Genomic DNA, 26,981 nt, shown 5'->3' on the forward strand with positions numbered 1-26,981 from the left:
TAACTAACAAAGAATATTTGACAAGTTTTTCTAATATATTATAATATAAATAAGTTGACTCGTGAAGGAATAAGGCTGGGTTCTCGAATGAGAGTAGGCATAGTGCTAAGAATCCTTTGCCCCTAGGGTTGGCTTATTTTTTTATTTTTTCTCTCAAATTTTGAATAACATTTTTAGGATCTTTTTTTATTTCCTCTACAATAAAGTCTATAGTTTGGAGAGAATAACTATAATTAGGGCTTGAATTTACATTATAGGTATAACATAATTTAGGATTTTTCTTCAAACTATAATACTTGCAAAATAGTTCAAAATGATATTTATTAAACTTCAAATTTATTCCTAATGTTTTAAGCCTTTTATTTATTTCCTTATTACAGGATTTCATATTGTATTTATGTGTACTATTAGGATCCTCTGCTTCTTGTCTCATTTTAATTTCGTTTTTAGTTTCATTGCTAATATAAGTAATACCTCCTCCTTTATTTTTATCTTTAGTGATGCAGTTAAAACATTCTACTTTTACAGAAAAAGTATGGTTATTTTGTGATGATAAACTTGAGATATCAGTACTAGCATTAATTAATTTATTGGCAATTTCTCCTGTATACTTTGCTCTTATTTCATTAATATTTATCATATTTCTGTTCATCGTCCACATCAAAAAACTCCACGGTGTAATTGCTGTCATATCTATATTATGAAACTCATACATTTTCTCCATAAAATTAAAAATGCACGATTGAAATAGTGGTAGATATATAATCTCATACTCTTCTGTAATAAAATATGTGCTTGTATTTCTTAATTCAATTATCTTTTCCAAGTTAAGTCTTAAAGGCGCTTTTTCATTAGTAAAAATAATGCTAATACACTTTTTCAGGGTCAAGGTTCTACTGGAATTATTTTTATAGTAAATACTCACCTCACCAAGCTTGTCAATCATATGTGCCTTAAGCATTAACTCCCATGAATTACAGATAAAAAAGCAAAAACCCTCAACTCTATAGTGAATTGTAGGCTTATTATATATTTCAATAGCCATCATAAAATTTTCCTTAGATTTATTTAACAAATTGTCTATTATATCTTCCATATAATTCGCCTCTTCTCATTTTAATTTTTATAGACATATGCTAATCAAACTATATAATAACTAGGAATTCATAATTAATTTATAGTAAAGATATTTATTTCCCACAAATAAAATAAAGGTAGAAAACAATAATTCTATTGTTTTCTACACTTTAAAAAATTCGTTATCTCTTAAAATATAAACATAATTCGTTTATATAAATTGGCTATATTCTTTGCAAATTAAATTATATCACCATATCAAAACAAGGATAATAGCTTTTTCTTAAAACATATGAATTTAATCATAAAACACCAATTTTTTAGAAGCTTGTCTTTATTTTGGTGGCATTATAGTAGCTATACCTTTAAGTACTTCAACACCATTTTGATTTGTGCATATGGTACTTAGTTTTATCCTATTCTTTTCATCAATCTTCTCTATTACTTCTACTTCTGCTTTAATTGTGTCTCCTATTTTTACTGGAGCTAAAAACTTTAGTTCTTGTCCAAGATAAATAGAACCTGGCCCTGGAAGCTGCATACCTAATACTGCGGATACTAGACCAGCCGTTAACATACCGTGAGCAATTCTACCTTTAAACATTGTTTTTTCTGCTTCGATATGGTTTATATGCGCTGGATTTAAATCTCCAGTTATCCCAGCATATAAATACACGTCTGTTTCTGTAATTGTCTTTTGAAAAGATGCTTTATCGCCAATATTTAACTCCTTTATTGTCAAACCTTTCATCTTTATAATTCCTCCCTTTATACTTTATCCACTATAGTAGATTTCACCTATTTTTTTATACTCTTATTAAACAAAATGTAATATGCCTTGTAGTATAATTAATAAAAATACAGTTCCCGTTTTAATACAAGTAATTGCGAAAATATCTTTATATGATTGTTTGTGAGTTAAGCCTGCAATTCCAAGTAAAGTAATAACTGCACCATTATGAGGCAATGTATCCATTCCTCCTGATGCCATAGCGGCAACACGGTGAAGTAATTGTGGATCCACACCAGCATTATTTGCCCACTCTAAATATTGTTTACCAAATGTATCAAGTGCTATACTCATTCCACCTGAAGCAGAACCTGTCACCCCTGAAAGAGTATTTACTGTAACCGCTTCTGAAAGTAATGGACTTCCATTTGAATTAATATTTGTTAAAGCGTGAGCTATAGATTGGAATCCTGGTAAAGTTTTTATAACATTACCAAAGCCTACTTCTGATGCTGTATTCATAACAGCTAAAAGTGATCCAATTGCACCCGCATTAATTGCTGTTGCTAAATTACCCTTCATACGTTTTGGATTGATAGAAACTGCAAGAATAATACCACATACAAGTGCAATCATAAGTGCCCAGTTATTCATTGAGCCTACAACACTTGCTTCTGGAATGTTATAAGGTGCCTTTGTTACCCAAGATACAATATCCCACTTAGGAAACACTAACTTTTGTAAAATTAAAGTTAGTCCAAGTACAGATGCTAGCGGTAATGCCGACAAAAATGGATTTGGTAAATTTTCATCTTCAACAAGCACTGGTTCTTGTTTATGATTTTCTCCATATCCTTCTCCATTTGCCTGAGCCTCACGTTTGCGCCATTCTAAATAAGATACACCACAAACTAAAACTATAATTGCACCTAGTGTTCCAAATACAGGAGCAGCATAAAGATCTGTATTAAAAAACTTCATTGGTATAGAGTTTTGAATCTGCGGTGTTCCTGGAAGTGCATCCATAGTAAATGTGAAAGCACCAACAGCTATAGTCGCTGGAACAAGTCTCTTTGGTATATCTGCTTCTTTGAATATAGATGCTGCAAAAGGATATACAGCAAATGCTACAACGAAAAGACTTACCCCGCCATAAGTTAGTATAGCCGCTGCCAAAATTACAGACAACATAGCACGTTTTTTACCTAACTTCTCCACTATGAATTTTGCAATAGATTTTGCTGCACCAGATTGTTCCATAACTTTTCCAAATACAGCACCTAATAAGAAGAAAGGGAAGTAAACTTTTACATAGTTACCTAAGTTCGGTAGAAAGATTTCTGTATAAGTCGGCATAATTGCCATTCCAGAAAATATAGCTGCAGCTATTGCAAATATAGGTGCAAAAACAATAACTGAAAAGCCTCTATAGGCCATAAACATTAAAAGTCCTAAACTTAATAAAATTCCTATAACTGCCATATATAAAACCTCCATTATTTTATTATTTTTCATTTTAATTATTTTATCCATGTCTCCATTTTACTTATATGGATCTTTTATTTTAATTTCATGAGCTTATCCTCAAAAATCCTTTGGTCCATTATCTTTAAGTCACTTGAAATTATTGGTTTAAAATTCATTTGATCAAGAATATCCTTTTGTAAGTCTATTCCAGGAGCTATTTCCTCCAAAGTTATTCCATCTCTTGTTAGGCTGAAAACTGCTCTTTCAGTTATATAAAGCACCGGCTGATTAACATCTTTAGCATAATCTCCACTAAATGTAATTTGTTCAACACTATCAATAAATTTCTTTGACTTTCCTTCATTTTCAATAACTAATTTACCGTCAGTAATATTAATTCTAAGTCCTCCTGCTGTAAAAGTTCCACAGAATACAACCTTCTTAGCATTTTGGGTAATATTTATAAATCCTCCACAGCCTGCTATTTTAGGTCCAAACTTACTTACATTTATATTACCCTCTTTATCACATTGAGCTAATCCCAAAAATGCTATGTCTAATCCACCGCCATCATAAAAATCAAATTGAGATGATTGATCTATAATACTATCTGGATTTATAGCTGCTCCAAAACTCAATCCACCCGCTGGAATGCCTCCAATAGGACCTGATTCAATGGTTAATCTTATAGTATTTCCTATACCTTCTTCATTTGCTACCATTGAAATTCCTTCTGGCATGCCTATTCCAAGATTAGTGACTGCATTTGGTATAAGCTCCATTGCACAACGTCTTGCTATTATTTTTCTTTCATCCATTGGCAGGCATTTGATAGAATTTGCAGGCATCTTTATTTCTCCACAAAAAGCTGGATTAAACATTTCAGAGAAAGTCTGCATATGATCTTCTGCTTCAGCAACAACTATTGCATCGACAAGTATTCCAGGAATTTTTACAAGCTTAGGATCTAAAGTTCCTCTAGATACTATCTTTTCAACCTGAAGAATAACTTTTCCCCCAGAATTTTTTGCTGCCTGTGCCATTGCAAGACCATCAAGAGTTGCAGCTTCTTTTTGAAGGCTTGCATTTCCATCTTCATCTGCATAAGTAGCTCTAAGTACAGCTATATCAATAGGGAATGCCTTGTAATAGAGATATTCCTTATCATCTATTTCAATTACTTTTACAATATCCTCAGTTGTGCTCTCATTTAGTTTTCCCCCCTCTACTCTTGGGTCCACAAATGTTTTAAGCCCTACGTGAGTAACTGTTCCAGGCTTACCGGCTGCAATATCTCTATAAAGACTAGATATAACTCCTTGTGGAAGATTATAAGCTTTTATTTTATTTTCAATTGCAAGCTTTTGTATCTTAGGAGCCAATCCCCAATGTCCTCCTATTACCTTTGAAATAAGACCTTCTTGACCGAGATGGTTTAAACCTTTTTCTTTTCCATCTCCTTGCCCAGCTGCATAAACAAGCGTTAAATTATTTGGAGTGCCATGCTCTAGGTAAATTTCTTTTAGTTTCTTAGAAATTCCCTCAGCATGCCCAGCCCCAATGAACCCACCAAATGCAACAGTATCTCCATTTTTAATTAGGTCGATTGCCTGTTCAAATGACATTATCTTGTTCATATCTCATCCTCCTTTCTATATACTAAATGAAACAAGAACTTAATATTTTATTTATGATTTCGTTTACATATATTTATATAAGCAATATCTATGCCAAAATTTTAAGAAAGAAACAATCACAATAATGCGCTTTCTTCTCTATATATTTAAAAGATTTTTATTAATTTTATAAATTTATGTTCGTTTTTTCGTACACGTTTAACGTAAACATTTACACAGTGTTCGATTCTTCGTACAACTATATTGCGCGTAAAAAAATAGTTGTACGATTCTTCGTACAACTACACCTGTATCTTATACTTTTCTATTTTCTCATATAAACTAGTCCGTCCTATATCAAGAATTTTGGCCGCCTTTGTCTTATTTCCCTTCGCGGCTCTAAGAGCCAAAATAATAGCATTTTTTTCACTTTCAGCAATAACATCTTGAAGCTTTTTCGGTGTTATTTCAATCTTTTTACCAGTAAGTTCTTTAGGTAAATCCTTTATATCAATAATCTCATTATCTTCCATAATATTAATAGCTCTTTCTAAGATATTCTCTAATTCTCTTACGTTACCTTTCCATTCATAGGTTTTAAGATATTGTTCAGCCTCCTTTGAAATTCCTGTAACTTTCTTATTTAAATCAAGTGAAAGTTTTTTGATCAAATGATTAGAAATAAGTATTATATCATTTCCACGTTCTCTTAAAGGAGGAATCTCAATCGTTACGACATTGAGCCTATAGTACAGGTCTTCACGAAACTTTCCTTCTGATACCAATTTTTCAAGATTTCTGTTTGTTGCAGCAATTATTCTTATATTAATTTTTTTACTGGCAACCCCGCCAACCTTTTCTACTTCCCGTTCTTGAATAACTCTTAAAAGCTTCACCTGCATGTGAAGAGGCATATCTCCTATTTCATCTAGAAATATTGTACCTTCATTTGCTATTTCAAATTTTCCTATTTTACCTTCTTTTCTAGCTCCCGTAAAAGCTCCCGCTTCATAGCCAAACAATTCTGATTCAAGTAAATCACTTGGGATTGCTGCACAATTTACTTTAACAAAAGGCCCTTCATGACGTTTACTTTCCGAATGGATGGCATGAGCAAAGATTTCCTTACCAGTACCACTTTCTCCTAAAATGAGTACATTTGAAGTAGTATGTGCAGCCTTCTTCACTATATTTTTAGCCAAAACAATCGGATCACTTTCACCTATAATATTTTTAAGAGAATAACTGGCTGTATTGAATTCTCTAAGCTTTGATTTATAACTTGCCAATTCCTTTTCTATAACACTTATTTTTCTATAAAGATTATTTAATTCTTTTACATTTCTAAATAATACCTTACCTACTACCCCTATTATTTCACCATTTTTTATTATTGGTATTCTTGATGCTATCATATAATTTCCTTTAATCTTATGAAGCTGTGCCACTTCTTCTTTACCTGTCTTTAATACTATGGGCATTCTAGTGTTTTCAATAACTTCTGCTACATGTTTGCCAATTGCATCCTCTCTTTTTATTCCTAAAAACTCTGTATAAGCCTTACTAATCATTGTTATTATCGCCATTTTATTAATGATAACCATTCCATCATACGCAGTTTCAATTACAGTATTTAATATTTCACTACTGTTTTTTTCCTCATCAAGCCTATGAAGCAATTCATTATAGTTTTCTATATTACTAAAAATTAATATAGTTCCTATTATATTTTTATCTTCCCACAAATGTATAATTCTTAATGCCAAATTTAAATTGTTAATTATTATAGGCTTTTTAGGCTCCATTTTTTTCTCAGACAAAAAGTAAGATAGTTCAGAGTTTCGTATTAATTCATTGACCTCCTTGCCTAAGCTATTATTTCTATCCATTCTAAAAAGAATGCTAGCCGGTTCATTAATAAAAAATATCTTATTTTTACGATCAATTACAATTATTTCGTTGGATACACTATCTAATATTGCTTTGAATTCATTAAAATAACTTGAAAATAACGTTTGCTTTACCACCATATAATAACGCCTTCTTTCTCTTAAGCTTTATGTCTTTAAGTAGTTTGCTAAAAATATATAATAATTATAAACTATTAAACCTATTTTGAACTGTATTTTGTATTGCTTTTTTAAGATTCATATAATTAGGGAGATTAAAAAAACTTTTTTCTAATCTATAAATAATAATAAAAGTTATGCCTCGTTCCTTTTCAATTCAATGTTTTGTTACCTTTCTTTTTACAAAAACTCATCCTTGAATATATTATAAATTTTAGAGCAAAATGATTAATAGATGTGAATATACAATTTATGCATGGAAAACAGGAATTTTTGAACCAACCCCAGTCTCTAAAAAATGTTTAATAAAAACATTTAATTTGCCAAAAAAATATTTTTATTAAGATGCTATATATTTATGTAAAAATTTCTTAAATGCTGTATTATAGTGTTTTTTAAGGTTTATTTCAACTTAAGCTATTATTTCTTTAATTAAGACCTGATTTTAAAAAATATTAGTAGAACTGTATAAAAATCTTTAGTTTTTGCAATTTAAATTACAAATTTAAAAAACAGTATAGGATCATTACCACAATATTTACCTTTTATTCCAAAATTATTTACAGTTTTAATTGTTTGGAAAATAATATAATTTGTAAATAATTTTTTAAAAAAGGGTTTGATTTATGAAAAGAAGAAATTTTATAATATCTTTACTTGTTTGTTCTAGTGTAGTCGTATCAAACGCAATTCCTGCATTTGCATATAATACATACAATGATCATGTATTAATTGGTGGAGTTAACGGGATAAAATATCATATAGCTGATTCTGCTTCCTCGATTGAGAGCACAATAGATTCAGCAGTGTCTGGTTGGAATAATGCTAATTGTGGGGTATCGTTAATAAAAAATGAGCATAGTCAATCAGTAAATAAAATAGTGGTTTATGATGATGAAGATGAGGATACGGCAAATGGAATCATTGCTTATACAAAATTTTATTTACCAAATATCACAAGGCCTGATAAATGGACAAGAGCTACTCCTAATGTTAATTGGACTCAGAATCATATTATAGTAAATCCAGGCATGTATAAAAATTTAGCATATGATCAGCAACTGGGAACAATAGCACATGAACTTGGACATGCATTTGGATTGGCTCATGTTAATGATACATCAGATCTTATGTATCCTAAAATGCTTGGTGTTTATCTCCCACAAAGCGATGATATTGCTGGTATAAAACATCTATATGGTAACAGTTTGAACTCATTAGCTGTATCAACTACATCAGCTGCAGCGACCAATGATAATGATTCGAACAATTCGGATTTTTCGTATATAGAAACCACGGAAGATAGTATTAAAGATTATACTGATATTAATGATTTGACTAATAATTCTAGTACTATAATACAAGAAAAAATCCAAGATGCAGAATCTTTTTATGATGAAGATGGCATTTATACTAATGTTTCAATTAAAGTTGAAGATAGTTTGGCTGGAACTTTAAAAACTGGGGATGTAATTAATGTCAAGCTTCATGGGGGTACCATTGAAGGGAAAAATGCAAAAGAATTTAGCATGCGAACACTAGGAAAGTCAGTTGTTGACAATGATAATGTAAGTTCTAAAAAATTGAAGAAGTTGTAGACGGGCTTGATAATTTTAATAAAGGAGATGATTCATTATTCTTTTTAAATTATTCTGATGGTAAATATTATGTAACAGGTTCGCATCAAGGTAGATTTAAATTAACAGGGGATAATGTTCAATTAAATGAACAATTAAAAAATAAATACAAAAAAGGTCTTAGTAGCGATAATTTCATTAGCAATATAAAGCTTTCATTATCGAAATAGAAAACCAACTTTAGCTAGTACAAGTTTTATTTTGAAAACTTATAAAAAATAGAAATTAATAGACAACAATAATATCGTAGTAATATTGTTGTCTATTAACATTAATTTGTTTTTTTGTTTTAATTATTTATGGAAATGATTTTATAGAGATATATTATTGTGTACTATAAGAAAGATTTTGGGGTGAAAAATGAAAAAGTTAATAATCTTAACAATGATATTAATATCCATATTGACAATGAATCCAATTGTTACACATGCAGAATGGAAACAAGATAATAATGGCTGGTGGAATTCAGAAGGAAGTTCGTGGTCAGTTGGTTGGAAAGAAATTGATGGAAAGTGGTATTATTTTGATGATAATGGATATATGAAAACGGGGTAGTTATTTGATCAATGTAAATGGTACTATTTGGATAGCGATGGTTGCATGGTTAAAAATACTACTATTGAAGGTTATTCATTAGGTTCTGATGGTGCATGGATCCAAATAGCTCAAAATTCTTACAAAGAACTAGATAAGATACAAATGAAATATAGCATTGATACGGCTAAAGAAGATGGTGATGTTATATCAAGTTCAATTGATGAATATTATAATATAGAAAAACTTGATAAATTTATTGAAAACTATAAAAATAAAAAATCAAATGTAGGAGATATGGTAAGAATAATAAGTTATACGATTGACGGAGGCGTTATAATAAGTGATTTGATTGTTAATGATAATAGTATTAAACTTACAGTTGATAATACAAGAGATCAATATGCAAGTGAAAAGGATAGAAAAAAAATAGAGTATAAAGTAATAGACATAAATAAAACCAATAATGAAAAAAACAATTTTATATCGTATTATGTGAAAACTGATCAAGGTGAAGAATTATGCATACTCTAAATTTTCGGTAATGATCAGCCTACTACACACTTAAAAGTATAAAAGAAAAGAGTGCCCCACCTTCTCCCAAAGAGTAGTACTCTTTTCTTAAATCAATAATTCAATCTAATATCCCTAAAACAAAAAACGTTCTAGGATTAGCTTAGTATTTGCAGTACTAAGCTTTTCTTATCTATATTATAGAATAAATTTATACAAATTATACTGTTAAAATTATATGCGAAAAGTTCTATGTATGATTTATATTTTAAAATAGTATTAGGCCTTATTCCTGTTTTCCTAGCCAAGTCAGCCTGATTGATTCCATCTTTTTTCCCAAATACTCTCGATAAATAAATTCTTATCATATGTATATCATCTCATATACCGGGGATTTTAACATTATGTTATTGGGTGTCTTCTAAGAAAACTCTAAATTTTTATTTATTTTAACACAGAATATAATTTTTATAATTTTTTGTTATGTAATATCATTTTACGTTAATTTAGTAATCAAAAACTTCCAACTAAATTATTTCCTTTATTCTGATACTCCTATTACATCCCTTGTCTTTTTTTATATATCCTTTTTTCTCTAATCTATCTATATGAGCTTGTACTGATGATGTTGAATTAATATCTGCAATCTTGCATATTTCTCTGACTGTTGGTGGTATTTTTTCCTTCTCTATATAATCCTTAATAATATCTAAAATCATTTTTTGCTTTTCTGTCAACATACTGTCATCTCCTTATTGTCATTATTATATAAAACATATGCGAACTAGTGTTCGTGTACATTTTACTACTATTATCTTATATTGTAAATAGAAAACTTGTATTACCATATTTCAATTTGGATACAATTGAATAGTTATTTAGATAATCATATCTTTTACTGTTAGGTGCTATTAAAACACTACAAAATATGGCTACAACAAAGAGGATACATCAAAAAATATCACAGTTGTTTGGATTGATGCGCTCCCTGAAGCAAGAGCTTTAGTTGATAAAGGATTTATGGCAGGCACTGTTTTTCAAGATCCAAAAATTTTACCTGAAGTTTTCTATAATATTGGCATTAACTTAGTTCAAAATCTAAATCCCATAGAAAATACAAACTATAAAATTGTTAATGGAGAGATCATTATTCCATTTCCTTATAAAGAATACATTAAGAAATAATTTAAAAGCAGTAATTGAATTGCTCTTAGCTACTGCTTATTATCTGTATGTAAAAAAATGAAGGTAGACTAAGTATTTCTACCTAATTTACCTTTATTTTTAGATATTCTTTAAACTTCACTTATTTTAACAGCTCTACATACTTAACTCAGTTAAATCATTAAAACTCGTGCACACAAATTTTTAATACTAAAATCCAGAATAAACTAAAATTAAATAAATCACGAAAACTTCTTAATAACTCTACAATCATTTTTATAGATAACCGGCTATTTACAGTATAAATATTATCACAATGACTAAAGAAAAAAATACTTTTTTCTTTAAACATATAAATACAGTCATAAAATAGCACTATTGTATGTTTTTTCTTAAGCAGTTCTTTTTCTTAATATTAGCTAAATAAACAAAAATTAAAGTTTAAATATCTTAATCTCCAACTATAAGCTTGTCTTGATTTAAAATATGTTTATCTATCCAATCTACTATAAATTCTAATAATCCTTTTACACATTCATCCTGATCTAAATCAATTACATTTAAATTAATGTTATTAATTTCATTTATAAAGTTTTCATGCTCTACTTTATGAGAAAGAAATCTTTTATATCTTATACTTAACATATACTTTTCTTCTGATTTAAAATGAAATACAGTATAGTCTTTTAACTCACCAAGTATCTCAATAATTTTATCATACTTATCTGTAATAAAATTATTATTCAATAATTCATATGCACGTTCTGCAATTTCAAATAATTTTTCATGTTGTTCGTCAATATGGTTTATTCCAAGCGCATATTCTTCTTTCCATTTAATCATAAGATCACCTCAAATTTTAATATTGTAGTATAATTTTTCACATTAGTACCTTTTAATTTATAAATAAAAATGACCAATTAAAATTTACTAATCTTAAAAGATTAGTAAATTTAATTGGTCGGTTGCACAACTAGCTCTAAACTCTCAATGTGCCCAAAATAAGAAAGTTTTTCACAGCTTCCAATTTACATATTTTATTAATAATGATCAAATTATTAATACACTTACAATATTAACATTATAACATAAAAAATTCTATATAATTTCATATTTTTATATATTGATAAAATATAACTTCAATATTCCAACGGATTTTATAAATATTATAAATACTTTTATTAAGTTATGGTTTATCATCAGAAGGTACATTATCAAAGCTTTTAATTTTCTTAGGTTTTATAGTACTCATATAAAGCCTAACAGATTTGAAATTTTCTATACCCGTGGTGGTAAGAGTTATATAGACATTTTTATTTGTTAAATTAATTTTGGCTTTTGTATATGCTATAAAAAATTCACCTTCTTTAGTGTATTTAAGATTCCTATAATTAATTTTATTTTCCTTTTTTCTTGGACGTCCTTTTTTACCAGTATGTTTTTCAAAATTTACTTCAAATATTGCTGTATCTGAGCGTAGAGTTCCTATAATATGTATGTTTGAAAATTTTTCGATTTCACTTATAGATGGCTTTTTGCTATGCCACGAATCACATGTGACTATAACTTAATATTCTGCTAACGCAGGGGCAACGGATAATATCATTTCAGATGCTAATTCAAGTTTTGTTCTAGATTTATCATAAATCCTATACTGTATAGGAAATTTGATATATTTGATTTTGTTATTATGCAGTATAGGAATTGCTATTGCTAAGCATACTTAAAATTTTTCTCTGATAAGAAATAGTAAAATCTATTTAAGCATACATTCCAATACTTCTTTATAAATTTATCATAAATTAGCTTTATAGATTTTACTTCCTGCATATAGAAAATTGAAAAAATAAGTATCTGAAAGTTTTCAAAACTTCGTTTATAAAAAATACTTTTATATGCATTTAAATACTTCTTTAATGTATTAATTGTTGAATTACTGCCAATACTATTCATAGAACCAAACACCGTCCTTGTTAAAGAATCGTATTGGAACTATGATTATTTTGTGCAAGAAATCGGTGTTTGGTTCATTGTATTTTATGGGAATCTAATTACTTGTAAAGTGGTGTTATTATATAATATTATTATTAAAATCATTATAGTCACAAGAAATATAACTATTCTAATACATTATTTAAAGTTCCTAATTTTTCAATAGATACTTCAACCTTATCTCCTGATTTCAGCCAGCATTGTTCAGCTTCAGGATAGCCTAAAATAACCCCACTAGGTGTTCCCGTGAAAATAATATCTCCTGGTTTTAATGTTAAATGCTGAGAAATATAACTTACAATTGTTGCACAATCAAAGATCATATCTTTGGTATTTGCAGATTGGCGAATTTCTCCATTTACTTCACATTTTATGTCTAGATTATTTGGATCCACTTCGTCAGCTGTCATCAAATACGGGCCAATTGGTGCAAAATCATCACAGGTTTTACCGAGCAGCCATTGTTCTGTACGGAATTGAAGATCACGAGCAGTTAAATCATTTCCAACAGTGTATCCAAAAACATAGGAAAGTGCATCTTCCTTAGAAATATTTTTAGCTTCTTTTCCTATAACAACAACTAGTTCTGCTTCATAATCAAATTTCTCTGCTGATTTAGGAAGATTAATCAATTGATTATGAGCAGCTAATGTATTATTAAATTTACTAAAAATAACTGGAAACTCAGGTGTAACGATATTGCATTCTTCCCTATGGCTTAAATAATTTAAACCAACACAAAGTATCTTTTCGGGATTATTTACACATGGTGCATAAATTATTTGCTCTTCTGGTATAATTTCTACTTCCTTCTTTATTAATTCTTCTAATTGTAATAAGCCTTTTTCTGCATTTTCAATTACTTTTTCCATAGTATTAGGTACATTAAATGAATTAATAGCTGCTGCTTTTTCTACATCTATAATGCCTTGTTCTACTTTAATTCCTAATCGTATTTCTTTTCCCAATTTAAAATTAATCAACTTCATTTTTATCATCACCTTTTTTTATAATAGGCCTAGTTATTATAACTTTTATATTATAATTCTGCTGTTGCGGTCATAACTGCACGAGCAAGAGTATGACCTCCCATATTAAATCCAAGAAATGTTGGTGTTGAATCAACAGGTATACCTATATCTTCAACATCTAATGCATAAACAACAATTACATATGTGTGTTTTCCATGTCCTGCTGGTGGAGCAGCTCCTATATATCTTGCAGCACGTGCGTCATTAGGAAGTTGAATTGCTCCTTTTGGCAGTACTGAACAAGCTGCATCTCCTGATCCTGTTTCTAATTCAGTAACAATTGCAGGGATATTAGCAACTGCCCAGTGCCAGAATCCAGCACCAGTTGGCGCATCTAAATCATATATAGTTACTGCATAACTTTTTGTTCCTTCTGGTGCTCCAGACCAAGATAATTGTGGTGAGACATCTTGTCCTCCTTCGATACCAAATATTCCAGAATATTGAGATAACGCAAATGCCTCTCCATCTTTAACATCTTTACTTGTAACTTCAAAACTTGCTACCTTTGGTAACTTTTCAAAAAAATCTTTACTCATGTCTTTTTCCTCCTAACTTTTTTTAATTGCAACTAAAAACTACAATATTCATCTTGTTATAACTAGTATACTTTCTTAAATCGATTCAGTCAACCAAAATCGATTCTTAATCGATAATCGACTTTTGAAGAAATATTGTGTATACTTTAAAATGTCTAATGAAATTACCAAATATAATATAAATCTTATTTCTAGAACAAATATGTAGTACTTACGGTTTATTTTATATTTAAAACAATATTTTTTATTCAAAAGGATGGTTTATAAATTATGGCAAGACGAAATGGATCATTAACCTTAACTGAAAGTGTTTTTTCTGAGCTTCGTACTGATATATTATCTGGTCGCCTTTCCCCTGGCTCACCACTGATGCCCGGAGAATTAAAGATACGTTTTGACGTATCCATTGCTGTTGTGCGTGAAGCATTAACACGTTTAGCAGCTCAGGGACTTGCTAAGCAAAGCCCAAACTATGGATTTACCGTAATGACACTTTCTAAGTCTGATTTAGAAGACATTATTGAAGCACGTAAAATTAACGAAGGGGCGGCTCTAAGGCTATCTATTTCCAAAGGTGATATTTTATGGGAATCTAATATAATAGCACTCCAACACCAATTAGAGCAAACCCCGGAATATTCTCAAAATGATAAAACTCGTATAAGTGATGATTGGTCTTTACTACATAGTAAATTCCACCGTACATTAATTGAGGCTTGTGATAATCAAATATTGCTAGATATCTGTGATCGTTTATGGAATATGAGTGAACTTTACAGAAGCTGGTCCGTTCCCCGTGATAATAATCGACCTATTGCTAATGAACATAAGGCATTAATGCAAGCTGCACTAGATCGTGATATCAATAATGCAGTAGATCTTTTTAATACACATATTCAACTTACAATAGATATACTAATTGATTATGACTAATCAGAACCCAAACAGAAACTTCTTTGTATTTATTAAGTATAAATTTAAAAATAAGAGGAAACATTATATTAATGTCTCTTCTCATTTTTATTATGGTCGTACATTCTTATATTTTCCATTATGAATATATTACTACACCTCTTCCTCATTAGTCTTAATAATATTCTGATAATAATAGTAACTTTATTTTTTTATATAGATGCTATAAAAATATCAAAGTAACGGCGGAATTAATAAAAAATACCACAATTTCATTTCTGAATAATGTGGTATTAATAGTTAATATATATGTAACTTTAATTGCTGCTTTTACTAAATTCTAGAGGGCTTATTGATATACTCCTGCTTCTATACTTCATTAATCTGAGAATCATATAACTGCTAAAGATTAATGTATATGTTGCTAATCTTAGCCAATCAATTTCCTTATCATTTAGTAATATAAATACTATATGAACATATGCAAGCAAATAAAATAAGTAGGCCCATCTTTGCAGCTTTTTCCATTGCATCCCCTTCATCTTTCGTCTCACTTTTTTTAATGATGTTACAAACAATGGTATCATCAAAATAAATCCTATCATTCCAACTAAAATATAACTTAAATACAATATAGGAAATGTACCTTCACTCATGATTTTAGGAAGTTTCAATATTAGAAATCGAACAAAATATATAGTTCCATGCGGTAATATGGTAATACATCCCAAGATAGCCAACTCGGCTCTTATGCTTCTCAATTTTTTAGTTATTTGCCATCTAGAGTTCAAAGCTCCAGCATACATTACTAAAATAAAAAATGCTATAGATATCAAGCCTCGCATCGATACTTTTTCAAGTACAAGAAGAAATCCATCTAGCTTTGCATTAGATGTTATTCTTAAGATTTCATAGATAGATGTGGTTATTGCAATAACTCCCGCTATTGTGTAATAAATATAATAGCGCTTTCTAATAGATTCTGTGAAAAATACTGCTAAAACTGTTACTAAGACTAATGTACAAATAAAATTCATTTTGTTACTCCTTGTAATAATAATTGATAATGAATATCATTATTATATTTTATCATCTTTTCCAAGTCAAGCTTTAATAGGATTATTTTTAATTTAGTAACAAAAATACCACAACATCATTTCTGAATGTTGTGGTAATAAGGATGCTTATAAAGTTTTAATTCACATTCAATTATAAGTAATGCAGAAAATGTACTGATAAATGTCGAATTAGAGTTGTTATATTGATGCATGAAATCTTAGAATTGCATATTAAGAAAATCGCAGATTCAATCCTTCTTGAATAATGCGATTTTACAATTTGCTATTTTTTTGATTCACGATATAAGAAGATTCCGAGGTAAAATATAAACATAATTTTATTACATATATACTACTAATTCATAACCTTATATAAGAGTCTAAAAATTGCTTTTGAAAATATTTTCTTAATAAGGTTCATTTTGCAGTCATAATAATAGGCTTTATCAAGCCATCCTCTATCATTCCAAAATATTTTGTCCCGTTCATTGGTTTTAAGTGCCAACACCTTTTGTACCTGAAATATATTTATTTCTATTAAAGATGGTCTGTAGTAACCTTTTTTCTCATTAAGCAATTTAAGAAGTTGACTTAATTCCTTTTCTTCTACAGGAGATGTAATATTTCGAGATGACCTTGCAATAAATCCAGCCCTTTGAGTCCCCCATTGAACTGCAATGTTTTCAAAGCATTTTTTTGTCTCTTTTATTCCTGTTGCCTCTGTAGTTGCTACAAAGAGAGTTGGTTTACCTGCAAGTTCTGGCCTATGATACCACATACATGTCCTATCAACCATTGTTTTTAACTTACCACTTATAGTACCCACATATATCGGGGAACTTAAAATTATACCACTACTATTTATCATCTTTTTCATCAAATAATTCATATCATCTTTTAAATAGCATTTTCCATCTGTTACACATTTTCTACAGCCTAAACAATTTTTAATTTTGTAATCGAATAGATTAATCACTTCAAAGACAAAATTATTTCTTTTCAATAGTTGTCCAATTTGCAATAAAACATTATATGTATTCTTTTTTCTAAAACTACTGTTAATAATTAGAATAATCTTTCCCAAATTAATATCCTCCTATTATCTAATCACCTGGAGATTATTTACTATCACGAATAAATTATAACATTTTTTGTAAAAATTATATTATTTAATTTTCAAAGATCACTTTTCATTTAAGTTAGTTCGTCAAATCTACATTGGATTCAGAGATCTACACCCATTCTTAGTAGTATTGTAAATTACTTTTGTTCTTTTTGAATTTTTCTAATTAAAAGGCTACTACCTTCTTTTTAGCCCTATATTTCTCTGATGAAATTCTATTCTTGTCCAGGCATGATTGACATCTAATCCGTCCGTCTACATCTGGTGCTTTACCAAACACAGATACCAGCGGCTCTTCGTTTATATCTTCTTTGCTTTCCCCATTGCTTTAGTTGTTCATTACATTTCGTAAAAAACCAACCTTCACTATCCAATGGTTTTTTACAGCCCGTGCATAATCCTTGTGCATGTGTCTCATTAACTGTCTTTGTCACCTATATTGCTAATCTCATTACACTCTGTACAGTAAATACCTTTTCTATCTAACAGTTTTCCACACCGTACGCATAGCTTATTAATTCTTTGGTATAGCACTATTTTTTCCATAAATGACTCCTCTTAATATTAGAATTAAGTATTATCTTAAATAAAAAAATATCACAACTCATTTCTAAGCAATGTGATATTTGAATCTAATATTTTTTTACTTACTTACATAATTTTAAAAAATATGTATTTAGTTACTTCTCAACCTTAAAAAATTGCCTAATCAAAATTTCGCCTACTACTGAAAGTTTTGATTTATCAATTTCCTTGAAGCTTAACACATATAAGCTCATATTCCTCCTTATAAAAATTGTTTCTAAACAGATTAATACACTCCTCAAATTCCTTAAAAAAATCGTCGTAATTAACTTCTGTTTTATTTGATAATTGATTCATATATCCATCAGTAAGCCAGCCAAGCATTTTCATAACCAGCTTTGGATCAATACCTTCTTTAGATTTCGAATAATCCATTCCATCAAAAGCAATTTTGTTTCTAAAACCTTCACCATTTGCTATAATAGCTTTTATATCTTCCTTTACTTCTTCATCACTAAATATTTTTCTTTCAATATCTATCCACTAAATTCATATAATCCTTAGAGAATTCAATAGCTGATGAAGTGCAAGTATCATTAAAAATTATACAATTTCTTTTTTTATCATAAAGCATTACCTTTAAATTTCCATGAAGAGTTTCACTTGCTATAGGTATCATACTGCCATTGCAAGGTGCATATAACTTCATAAAATCTTCTTCTTTATAAGATCCTTCAATTTTAAGAGAATACTTTTTATTATAAGTTTCTAAAATAATTTTTTCATTTTCACAATTAATTAAGAGATTACTTCTATTTATTGTTGTAAATTTATAAAATCTGCCTTTTACATATAATCCTATTAAAAAACCTGTAAAACTTTTGAGTTTAAATGGAAGTGGTACCTGTCCTATAGAGCATGTAACTGCTCCATCTCCATTTTCGAAAGAATTTCCCTGCGCCCAAATATAAGAATACGGAAAAGCTTTCCCCCAATTTTTTTCAATATATAACTTTCCTCCAGTGAAATCAATGTCTTTACTATTAATGCAAAGCTTCCCTCGTACAGTTCCGTCATTAGCACAAACCTGACTATAGCATTGCATAAAACCTAAATAATTATAGAACCCCATGCTGCCAGGATTAATAATGCTATCTGGCCATTTTATAATGTTGTCAAAATGTAGTGTTCCAAATATCTTTTCATTCTGCTGGCTAATATTTAAATTAATTGAATTAATTGAAAAAGAACTTTCTCCTACATTTAAATTAAATTTAGATTTACTTGCTTTAAACTCATCTTCCATAAATCTTAAATATTTAAAATTGTTCTCATTTCCTTTAAGTACTTGAATGAAGCTATGTGAAAATCCTTTTTTATTTGAAATAAATAAACCTGGAATAAAGCAATATGTATTACCTGTATATGGCTGCACAACCTTGAAATACCAGCCTTCAAAAAAATTCAACTTTTTATTCTTTCCATGATAAATATCAGGATTTCTAATAGCTTTAAACACAAGAACACCTCTTTCTTTAATTTATAGCGCTATAATAGCTTATAATGCCATATAATATTCTTTAATGTAACAGGCGTTATTATGCATTTTTTTAAATATTTAAATTTTTGTTTAAACATATTTTCAACTTTTATTAGGCTATTTTAAAATCTAATATTAAATTCCATAAAAAAACAGCCAATCAATAGATTAACTGTTTTTCCTTTGGAACTTAATAAATATGTGATAGAAATTTATCATTGAAATTTATATAAATACTTAAATAGGAAAAATTTAAACTTTTTTCACATTTTTAAAGATTCATATAAAGCTATGATTATTTGAAAGTATGTTTGAATATTTCTATATAAATTGTTTTCTAGGAACATACTTATCTAGAAATATATATACAAAGAAAATTATTTTCATATAAAAATATGTAAATATATATGTTGCAATAATAAAATTACATTTGGAATGGCTATAGGCTAAGTAGATATCTCGATGTAAAATGCATAAAATTAATTGCAACATATATATAAATATTTATAGTAAACATGCTGGCTTTAGAGGTGTAGTGAATTATGCATATGAAACTATGTATTTAAAGCAATCAGTTCTATAAAATATCTTTGTATGCTGAAGGATCTTACCTGTGTTATCATCAATGGAATTGCATTCTAAAATGAGAAGCGGCACTAGATTTGAGCAATCTAAAATTTCTCTTTCTATAATTGTAGGAACCCCATAATTATCAACCAATTCATTTTCAGATGGTAATTTTTCATTAGCTTTATATTTACCGCTATTAATATCTAACATTAAATTGTCAATAATTATGGTTTCAATACTATCTTCCATAATAACGATGCTCCTTAAAATATATTATTAATTAATCTTTACATATCCTAATTTTACTTTAACTTTGTTAGGAATCCATTATGTTTTGGTTAAATATATTCAAAGAAGAGTATTTAAACTATGACTATGTTTAATTCTGTTCTAGAAGCCTATAACTCCTTTTAGGATAAAAAATAATATAGGTACAAATAAGGATGGCAGCATATTTAAAGTTTTACAATCTTTTATTTTTAAAATACTGATTCCAGAACTAACTATTAGAACTCCACCAACAATTGAAAGTTCTCTTATCAAATCATCTGAGAAAAATGCGCCTGATAGAAAATTAGCTGTCAAATAAATTCCTCCTTGCCACATAAATAGAATAGGGGCTGCAAATATCATCCCTATTCCATATGTAGATGCAAATACCATTGAAGTAACTAAGTCTAATGTAGCATTGGTAAACAAATAAGTATTATCTCCATAAATGGCACTCATTACTGGGCCTAATATAGATAATGTCCCAATACAATAAAGTAATATTCCTGTTGATAGTCCTTGTCCTAGGTTAGACTTTGAATATTTTCCTATCACTTTTTGAAACTTTTCATCAATGTTTAGTATAGAACCTATGAAACAGCCAACTGCAAGACTTACTATAAATAATACTGGATAATTACTGCCACTCATATGACTTACAATAGCATTAATACCTAGTGCTGTTGCCGCAAATCCCATAGCATTAAAAAGTGTTTCTTGATGTTTATCATTTATTCCTTTTTTAACTACACACCCTGCAGTAGTTCCGATAATAATAGCTCCCGTATTAACAATTGTTCCTAGCATTTAAACCACCTCTATAAAGTTTTTTATATAGATAAAATAAACCCTCCAGTAGCTGGAGAGTCAACCCTTTTTATATGGAATTTGGATTTCTGTTACAAATTTATGAGTATCATTTGTCATTCCGTAATCAATCATTGTTATTTCAAGAGCATCTCCAGAAATAATATACTTCTTTTCATTTGCATATTTAAGCATTTTCAAATAATATTCCTTTGCTTCTTTATGTGTTCCAACAAGCCTTAAGGTCAGATAATTGCTTTCTAAGATACTTTCACTCTTTTTGCCGCTCTTATCTTCCTTTTCAATAATAACAATGACAGAAGTAAATTCATCTAATTTATTGGCTAATAAATTCTCTTTATCAATAGATAACGCTATCTTACCTAAAAAAATCGCCGTATTTAAATGATGTTTTCTTCCAAGTTCAGCAATTGGATATTCAATATCATCTCCAATTTTTATATTTCGTTTAAGAATTCCTATATTTCTTTTTGGAAGCCACTTTTCTTCTATCCTGTTATATTCCGTACTAATTGCATCCTCAATCTGAATAATGCGAGTTTTAATTTTTCGTTCTATTAATTCTAACTCATACTTTTTCTTAGTGATTTCTTCATGCTGTTCTTTTAACATAGAAACTAAAGTCTCTATTTCTCTATTTTCAAAAAACTTAATAATTTTATTCAAAGGCATATTCAGTGTGCGTAAATATTTAATAGTATTCAAACGTTCAAATTGCTTCGTTGAATAGTAACGATACTTAGAACTTGAGTCTATAAATTCCGGTTTTAACAAATTTATCTCATCATAGTATCTTAATGTTCTTATATTTATTTCAAACAGACTTGCCATTTCTCCTATAGTGAATAAATCTTGCATTACTTTTTACCAAACGGACAAGCATAAAGACACATACCACATATTTCAAGTCTGCCTTCTTCCTTAAGCTTATAAAAATACTCTTCACACTTTTTTACATCAAACCTTAACTCACGCGGTTCATGTTCTGTATAATTTCTACCAAGTATTGCTTGAGCCGGACATATTTTAGTACATCTATCACAATTACCACATTTACTTTCTAATATTTCTTTATTCTCTTCAAAAGGAGCATCAGTTAATACTGAAGTCCATCTTATACGAGGACCATAATTAGGGTTAATTAAAAGACAGCTCTTCCCTATCCATCCAAATCCAGCTAGTCTAGCGGTGAGTTTGTGTGATAGTGAGGCGCAAACTCTATTACTATCAATACGTTCTGCGGCTGGTAATGGCATTACTTTATAACCATTACGTTGTATTACAGAACTGACAACTGAAGCAAAATTATCTAGTCGATCATTTATTACGTCATACGCATGAGTTTTGTATTGAAGTACATTTTCATACGTATCCCTATCATTTAAAAGATTTACAATGCTATTGGGTAATACTATTCCAATAGATAACGCCCTTGGGAAATCAGATACCAATTCGCCACCAATTGCTTTAATCTCATTTTCAACCTGACTAATTCCTGCTACACCAATAAAGTCAATTCCGTGAATATCACCTAATTCTTTTATTCTTTCCAACAAAATCATATTTTCCACCTCTTTTACACCATAATACATTATTAACTTGAATAATAATTTACTTATCTAACTATTCTTTTATGATAATTTCTTAAATTTTTCCATATATAAATAATACCATATTTAACTTATCTTTATATTTTAATTTTTTCTTAATAGCTGCTTTTTCTTACTTGTAAGCTTAAAGTTAATATCCTTATATTTTTTATATGAATAATAACAAAAACTCATTCCCAAAAACTCTGCTGTTATCAAAATTGATACTAATTCTGTTATAGAAATATCAGTGCTGTAGAGAAAATAATAATAAAAGAATGGCATACACGAAATAACACCTATTGTAATAAACACCAATATATATGCTATTACTGCACGTTTTTGCTTTATTGCAACCATATAAATAAAAATAAACCTAGAAATAGTCCCAATAACTCCTCCAATAATAGAGAACATTATTAATTCTTTTACAATCCCTTCACTTATATTTTTTATCGTAATTTGAATCATACCAACAAATATACCAATAGCCATGGATATTGCTAGATTAAATAAAAAATCTTTTAAATTCTGTTTCATAATTTTCCACCTCAAAATCCAAGATATTTTTTAAAATCATTTAAATATTTTCGAGTAACGTATACTTCTTCATTTATATCTATGAGCTTTAATATAAGCTTACTATTAAACCATGAAATAATCCGATCTACTTTTACTATATTTACAACGAAACATTTGCTTACTCTTATAAAACCTTTTTGTTCTAATCTTTCTTCCAACTCATAGAGCTTTTCTTTGACCTTATATCTCTTATCCTTTGTCATGCAAAAAACATCATTTCCCATAGCTTCAAAGTAATATATGTCATCATAACTTAGTATTTTAAGTTCGTCCTCATCACATTTTCCTGTAATTATATTTTTAGCTTCCTCTTTACTTCCAGATATTTTATCCAAATAATTAATTAAAACATTTATTGTCTCTATATCGAAATATATCCCTATTTTCCCTTTCTTCAATTCAAAATCTTTTTCAATTATACATATATCAGAATCTTCACGTATCTTTATTTTACGATTTTCAAGAATTTCTTCTAACATTCTCCTTAAGCTTTCGTTACAAATTAACTCTACTTCCATATAACCATCCCCTATTATCTTAAACTTCAGGAAATGCACTAGGAATCACTACGGATAATATTATTCCTATAATTACAAGTCCATTCATAATTATAATCGTTATTACATTATGTCCTGCTAATTCTATAATAGCATTGATTAAATAAATTACAGCCCATATTTTTGTTATTACAATGTTAACCTCTATAAATAATGAAGACTTTCCAAATTCCTTATTATATCCGCTTCTAGCCTCATACATTGTATAAGGTTTTCCAAACATAATTGAAATGAATCCCATTAAAGCTAATACTATATAAGATGTTAAATATTTATACTGAATGACCGAATCTATTTTAAAACAAAAATAACATATATTATAAATAATAAAGTAAACGAATAATACTCGTGACATAATTCCTACATTCTTATTTATTACTTCTTTTATAAGTAATACTATTACAGATATAAAACCTAAAGCTATTCCGAATTGGCTTGAAATACTCCAAAGAAATATTAATGGTACAAAACTTAGATTTACATTAAAAAATGCTTTTAAATTGCTACGCATTATTTTTCATCCTGTCTTTTTCTAGTGCTTTTCTATGCCCTGTGATCATAAAATCAAGCATGTTTTTCTGTACAGCCTTCTTAAATTTTTCTCTTTTCATAAAATATCTCATAACTTTTCCTTGTATTTTCTCCTTAAAAGATACTTTATTCAGCATTCCATTTTTCTTATAATACTTATAATCTTCTAAAAAGATGGCTCCTAAAAATCCCTCTATAGCATCTCCAAATAATTTGTTACCAGCTACATTTAAAAAAGTTTCTAATTTAAAATAGTTTTTTTCACAGTAACTTATACTCATTTTGGCAAAAGTATATATTTGATTATCTAGTACAGCATTATCATAAGCTTCATCGGTAACAAACCCAATCAAATTAGCCCCTTGAGTGTGAAACTCCAATATCTGTCTTAAATTCTGATTTTCACTTAATCTGCCTGAAATTATATAACCAATTTGTTTGCCTTTAAATATAGGGACATGATTATAGCAAAAACTTCTATCATAATAGAGCTTAAACTTCGAAGACAAATATCTGTCTTTTATAGTTCCTGCAAAAATTATTATATCTCCATTCTCAATAACATAATCTAAGAATTCCCTATAGTCATCATTATTATCATAGACACATTTATTTTCAGAAGCACATCTGCAACAGCCAAGACATGGTCCCTTTATATCTAGATCATTAAGATTGAAGACTTCCACTGAGCCTTGTATATAGCTTTTATATTTATCAATCATCTCATTAAGATTAATATCTTCTTTAGCTGAATCTGTTATAATGATTATTTTTTTAGTCGTCTCAAGAAATCTATCTGATATGCTGCTCTTATATTCAAAGGTATTTTTACTTAATGAATTAAATAACTTTCCTGTTACTAAACCTTCATTAACGTAAGTGACCAAGTTTTCAAAAAACAACTTAAGTTCCCTTCTTCCTTTTTCTTTTGTTAAGTCATTCATTTCATGAGATAGATATTCTACATATTTCATACCAAAATCTTCAGAAATTGCTCTAATATAGTTATGAGCATGAATATCTGCATAGTGAATAGACGTAGAAAATGCACTAGTGTATTTATTTAAGAAATAGTCTTCTAATCTATTTTCAAATATTAATTCAATAAATCTTTTATACTCTGAATGTACTAAGGCATGATATAGTGGAAATGCCCAGATAACTGCATCTGCTTCTTGAATTTTTTTGCATAAAGCTTCTAATTTTTCAATATCTTCTTCATAACCTTTTAGTTCCTTTATAATATTAACATACTGAAATTCATGCTTTTTATAATTCTGTTCCAAATACTTCATAGACTGCATTGTAACACTTTTTTCTAACTTTGGACTCCCATTTAAAATAATTATCTTCATAAATTAATACCTCCAATTTTTTTATAGTTTTATTTTATTAAAGGATATAATTTAAAACTATAGATTTTATTTAAGATGCAATTTAACTCAAATAACATGCATTAAGGAGATGCAAAAGTTAAAACAATCAAAAAACACCTCAAATTCATGTGAATAATGAGGCGTCTTAATTCTTTTTAATTATATTTCATTTTCAGCAACTGGCCCATAGAATGCATCTCTATTATTTAAAAATGCAAAGTAACAATCTCCATAGGACCAATGCCACCATTCAGTTGGATAATTTTCAAAACCAACGTTTTCCATGCAGCTAATTAGTATTTTTCGATTTTCTTTAACCTTATTGCTTATATATGTCGAATATAAGTATGATTTGTTAAATATAAAAAAGTGCTCCACTCCACAAAGATTCGCACTTTTTCAAAAATTAAAATTTAAGATTTTTTATCTACAAAATTACCAATCAAATTATCATCTGTTTTACTCTTAGATGTATTTTGATTATTTTCTTCATGAGAAGATAACTTTTTACCATCAGTATTATTAGCGGCTTTTTCATCCTCTTCCTCTTTATTTACATTAGACGTTTCAGCATTATTGTTAATAAACTTTAATCTGCTTCCAATATCATCATTTAGTTTCTTAATATTATCTTTTATCTTTGATAAAGTTTCTTCTTTCTTTGTTGTATCTACTCCTCGCCCTTTATCTATCTGTATTTCACTTTCTAATACTTTAGAACTGCCTGTAAGTTTTTGTTTAACAGAAAATTGGGTTTTAATACTGTTCATACTTGTATCAAGGAAAATTAATTTTTCACCAGAACTGCTGCTATTCTGATTTGTATTTGCTTCCATATTTTCAGCTTTCTTTGTAATCTTTTCAGTTTTTAATGTTGTAATCTGCTTTTCTATTTCAGTTACTTGCTCTTGTAAATTCTTAATTAAAGCATCTGTACTATTATCACCAACAATTTTTATATTAGTAGCACTCTTGCTCTTATTAGAACCATCTCTTAACTCTTTCACTTGTTTTTCCAAATTTTCTTTTTCTTCAGTCAATGCTTTAATCTGAGAATCATTAGTTGTTAAAGAAGTTCCTGTATTATTATTAATTAAATTATTGCTAAAGCTTGTTGATGTTGAAAAACTTTTTATATTAGACATAATATA

At 28.8% G+C, this 26,981-nt stretch carries 32 protein-coding genes and 1 riboswitch; of the genes, 5 read left to right on the forward strand and 27 right to left on the reverse strand.

The genetic code is table 11. The features are described 5' to 3' along the window. Positions 1-133: 133 nt before the first annotated feature. The 5 genes from CDLVIII_RS20470 to CDLVIII_RS20490 form a co-directional block, all read right to left on the reverse strand. Complete coding sequence (locus CDLVIII_RS20470; protein WP_009171379.1) at positions 134-1,096, reverse strand: DUF3644 domain-containing protein; 963 nt, start codon at positions 1,094-1,096, stop codon at positions 134-136. 315 nt (positions 1,097-1,411) lie between these two features. Beyond that, positions 1,412-1,828, reverse strand: a complete 417-nt coding sequence (locus CDLVIII_RS20475) for a MaoC family dehydratase (RefSeq protein WP_009171380.1) — start codon at positions 1,826-1,828, stop codon at positions 1,412-1,414. A gap of 66 nt (positions 1,829-1,894) precedes the next feature. Continuing rightward, positions 1,895-3,289, reverse strand: a complete 1,395-nt coding sequence (locus tag CDLVIII_RS20480) for a GntP family permease (RefSeq protein ID WP_009171381.1) — start codon at positions 3,287-3,289, stop codon at positions 1,895-1,897. Positions 3,290-3,366: 77 nt separating this feature from the next. Next, positions 3,367-4,911, reverse strand: coding sequence for an acyl CoA:acetate/3-ketoacid CoA transferase (locus CDLVIII_RS20485; protein WP_009171382.1), 1,545 nt, complete (start codon positions 4,909-4,911; stop codon positions 3,367-3,369). A 281-nt stretch (positions 4,912-5,192) separates the two neighbouring features. Beyond that, positions 5,193-6,917: a sigma-54-dependent Fis family transcriptional regulator gene (locus tag CDLVIII_RS20490; protein WP_035302479.1), complete on the reverse strand. Its 1,725-nt coding sequence runs from the start codon at positions 6,915-6,917 to the stop codon at positions 5,193-5,195. A gap of 668 nt (positions 6,918-7,585) precedes the next feature. Here CDLVIII_RS20490 and CDLVIII_RS20495 point away from each other — a divergent pair. The 3 genes from CDLVIII_RS20495 to CDLVIII_RS32240 all read left to right on the forward strand — a co-directional run bounded on the left by CDLVIII_RS20495 (position 7,586) and on the right by CDLVIII_RS32240 (position 9,664). After that, on the forward strand, positions 7,586-8,557 hold the full coding sequence (locus CDLVIII_RS20495) for a matrixin family metalloprotease (protein WP_009171384.1): 972 nt from the start codon (positions 7,586-7,588) through the stop codon (positions 8,555-8,557). A 399-nt stretch (positions 8,558-8,956) separates the two neighbouring features. Beyond that, positions 8,957-9,151, forward strand: coding sequence for a cell wall binding repeat-containing protein (locus CDLVIII_RS32235; RefSeq protein ID WP_009171385.1), 195 nt, complete (start codon positions 8,957-8,959; stop codon positions 9,149-9,151). 27 nt (positions 9,152-9,178) lie between these two features. Further along, positions 9,179-9,664 (forward strand): DUF4362 domain-containing protein, encoded by a 486-nt coding sequence (locus tag CDLVIII_RS32240; protein ID WP_242835777.1) that lies wholly within the window; start codon positions 9,179-9,181, stop codon positions 9,662-9,664. A 137-nt stretch (positions 9,665-9,801) separates the two neighbouring features. On the opposite strand, the gene CDLVIII_RS32245 is transcribed toward CDLVIII_RS32240, so the two are convergent. Continuing rightward, positions 9,802-10,011 (reverse strand): transcriptional regulator, encoded by a 210-nt coding sequence (locus tag CDLVIII_RS32245; protein WP_009171387.1) that lies wholly within the window; start codon positions 10,009-10,011, stop codon positions 9,802-9,804. Positions 10,012-10,170: 159 nt separating this feature from the next. Further along, positions 10,171-10,383: a winged helix DNA-binding protein gene (locus CDLVIII_RS20515; protein WP_009171388.1), complete on the reverse strand. Its 213-nt coding sequence runs from the start codon at positions 10,381-10,383 to the stop codon at positions 10,171-10,173. 280 nt (positions 10,384-10,663) lie between these two features. On the opposite strand from CDLVIII_RS20515, the gene CDLVIII_RS32250 reads away from it, so the two are divergent. After that, complete coding sequence (locus tag CDLVIII_RS32250) at positions 10,664-10,828, forward strand: hypothetical protein (protein WP_242835778.1); 165 nt, start codon at positions 10,664-10,666, stop codon at positions 10,826-10,828. Positions 10,829-11,257: 429 nt separating this feature from the next. Here the strand turns inward: CDLVIII_RS32250 and CDLVIII_RS20520 are convergent, their stop codons facing one another. From CDLVIII_RS20520 to CDLVIII_RS20535, 4 genes are all read right to left on the reverse strand, one after another. Then, positions 11,258-11,650, reverse strand: a complete 393-nt coding sequence (locus CDLVIII_RS20520) for a bacteriohemerythrin (protein WP_009171389.1) — start codon at positions 11,648-11,650, stop codon at positions 11,258-11,260. 107 nt (positions 11,651-11,757) lie between these two features. Further along, positions 11,758-11,841: riboswitch (cyclic di-GMP riboswitch) on the reverse strand. Between the two features lie 679 nt (positions 11,842-12,520). Then, entirely contained in the window at positions 12,521-12,760 is a 240-nt protein-coding gene (locus tag CDLVIII_RS20525; RefSeq protein WP_035301868.1) for a hypothetical protein, read from the reverse strand. 164 nt (positions 12,761-12,924) lie between these two features. Then, positions 12,925-13,788 (reverse strand): fumarylacetoacetate hydrolase family protein, encoded by an 864-nt coding sequence (locus CDLVIII_RS20530; protein WP_009171390.1) that lies wholly within the window; start codon positions 13,786-13,788, stop codon positions 12,925-12,927. 50 nt (positions 13,789-13,838) lie between these two features. After that, the gene (locus CDLVIII_RS20535; RefSeq protein WP_009171391.1) at positions 13,839-14,369 is read right to left on the reverse strand and encodes a YbhB/YbcL family Raf kinase inhibitor-like protein; all 531 of its coding nucleotides are present in this window, start codon (positions 14,367-14,369) and stop codon (positions 13,839-13,841) included. Between the two features lie 270 nt (positions 14,370-14,639). On the opposite strand from CDLVIII_RS20535, the gene CDLVIII_RS20540 reads away from it, so the two are divergent. Further along, complete coding sequence (locus CDLVIII_RS20540; protein ID WP_009171392.1) at positions 14,640-15,302, forward strand: GntR family transcriptional regulator; 663 nt, start codon at positions 14,640-14,642, stop codon at positions 15,300-15,302. Between the two features lie 296 nt (positions 15,303-15,598). On the opposite strand, the gene CDLVIII_RS20545 is transcribed toward CDLVIII_RS20540, so the two are convergent. The 16 genes from CDLVIII_RS20545 to CDLVIII_RS20610 form a co-directional block, all read right to left on the reverse strand. Further along, positions 15,599-16,318: a ferric reductase-like transmembrane domain-containing protein gene (locus CDLVIII_RS20545; RefSeq protein WP_009171393.1), complete on the reverse strand. Its 720-nt coding sequence runs from the start codon at positions 16,316-16,318 to the stop codon at positions 15,599-15,601. 376 nt (positions 16,319-16,694) lie between these two features. Further along, positions 16,695-17,423, reverse strand: coding sequence for a flavodoxin family protein (locus tag CDLVIII_RS20550; RefSeq protein ID WP_009171394.1), 729 nt, complete (start codon positions 17,421-17,423; stop codon positions 16,695-16,697). Positions 17,424-17,731: 308 nt separating this feature from the next. After that, the gene (locus CDLVIII_RS31535; protein WP_186005515.1) at positions 17,732-17,896 is read right to left on the reverse strand and encodes a hypothetical protein; all 165 of its coding nucleotides are present in this window, start codon (positions 17,894-17,896) and stop codon (positions 17,732-17,734) included. Next, complete coding sequence (locus tag CDLVIII_RS32635) at positions 17,880-18,008, reverse strand: hypothetical protein (protein ID WP_009171395.1); 129 nt, start codon at positions 18,006-18,008, stop codon at positions 17,880-17,882. The genes CDLVIII_RS31535 and CDLVIII_RS32635 overlap by 17 nt, the downstream gene beginning before the upstream one ends. 198 nt (positions 18,009-18,206) lie before the next feature. Next, positions 18,207-18,422: a hypothetical protein gene (locus CDLVIII_RS20555; protein ID WP_242835779.1), complete on the reverse strand. Its 216-nt coding sequence runs from the start codon at positions 18,420-18,422 to the stop codon at positions 18,207-18,209. 94 nt (positions 18,423-18,516) lie between these two features. Beyond that, on the reverse strand, positions 18,517-19,506 hold the full coding sequence (locus CDLVIII_RS20560) for a tocopherol cyclase family protein (protein ID WP_009171397.1): 990 nt from the start codon (positions 19,504-19,506) through the stop codon (positions 18,517-18,519). Positions 19,507-20,067: 561 nt separating this feature from the next. After that, positions 20,068-20,346, reverse strand: a complete 279-nt coding sequence (locus CDLVIII_RS20565; RefSeq protein WP_009171398.1) for a GntR family transcriptional regulator — start codon at positions 20,344-20,346, stop codon at positions 20,068-20,070. A gap of 141 nt (positions 20,347-20,487) precedes the next feature. Beyond that, complete coding sequence (locus tag CDLVIII_RS20570; protein ID WP_009171399.1) at positions 20,488-21,174, reverse strand: DUF554 domain-containing protein; 687 nt, start codon at positions 21,172-21,174, stop codon at positions 20,488-20,490. A gap of 60 nt (positions 21,175-21,234) precedes the next feature. Next, positions 21,235-22,053 (reverse strand): MerR family transcriptional regulator, encoded by an 819-nt coding sequence (locus tag CDLVIII_RS20575; RefSeq protein ID WP_009171400.1) that lies wholly within the window; start codon positions 22,051-22,053, stop codon positions 21,235-21,237. Beyond that, complete coding sequence (locus tag CDLVIII_RS20580) at positions 22,053-22,757, reverse strand: 4Fe-4S double cluster binding domain-containing protein (RefSeq protein WP_009171401.1); 705 nt, start codon at positions 22,755-22,757, stop codon at positions 22,053-22,055. The genes CDLVIII_RS20575 and CDLVIII_RS20580 overlap by 1 nt, the downstream gene beginning before the upstream one ends. A 132-nt stretch (positions 22,758-22,889) precedes the next feature. Then, positions 22,890-23,324, reverse strand: a complete 435-nt coding sequence (locus tag CDLVIII_RS20585) for a hypothetical protein (protein WP_009171402.1) — start codon at positions 23,322-23,324, stop codon at positions 22,890-22,892. An 11-nt stretch (positions 23,325-23,335) separates the two neighbouring features. Beyond that, positions 23,336-23,884, reverse strand: a complete 549-nt coding sequence (locus CDLVIII_RS20590; RefSeq protein WP_009171403.1) for a LytTR family DNA-binding domain-containing protein — start codon at positions 23,882-23,884, stop codon at positions 23,336-23,338. 19 nt (positions 23,885-23,903) lie between these two features. Beyond that, complete coding sequence (locus tag CDLVIII_RS20595; RefSeq protein WP_009171404.1) at positions 23,904-24,434, reverse strand: hypothetical protein; 531 nt, start codon at positions 24,432-24,434, stop codon at positions 23,904-23,906. Continuing rightward, complete coding sequence (locus CDLVIII_RS20600; RefSeq protein WP_009171405.1) at positions 24,427-25,809, reverse strand: NAD(P)H-dependent oxidoreductase; 1,383 nt, start codon at positions 25,807-25,809, stop codon at positions 24,427-24,429. Before CDLVIII_RS20600 ends, CDLVIII_RS20595 begins: the two co-directional genes overlap by 8 nt. Positions 25,810-25,989: 180 nt before the next feature. Then, positions 25,990-26,208: a M15 family metallopeptidase gene (locus CDLVIII_RS30170; protein ID WP_035301869.1), complete on the reverse strand. Its 219-nt coding sequence runs from the start codon at positions 26,206-26,208 to the stop codon at positions 25,990-25,992. Positions 26,209-26,243: 35 nt separating this feature from the next. Continuing rightward, positions 26,244-26,975, reverse strand: a complete 732-nt coding sequence (locus CDLVIII_RS20610) for a FlxA-like family protein (protein ID WP_009171406.1) — start codon at positions 26,973-26,975, stop codon at positions 26,244-26,246. Positions 26,976-26,981 lie beyond the last annotated feature (6 nt).

The organism is Clostridium sp. DL-VIII, assembly GCF_000230835.1.
In the GTDB taxonomy this organism is placed as follows: domain Bacteria; phylum Bacillota; class Clostridia; order Clostridiales; family Clostridiaceae; genus Clostridium.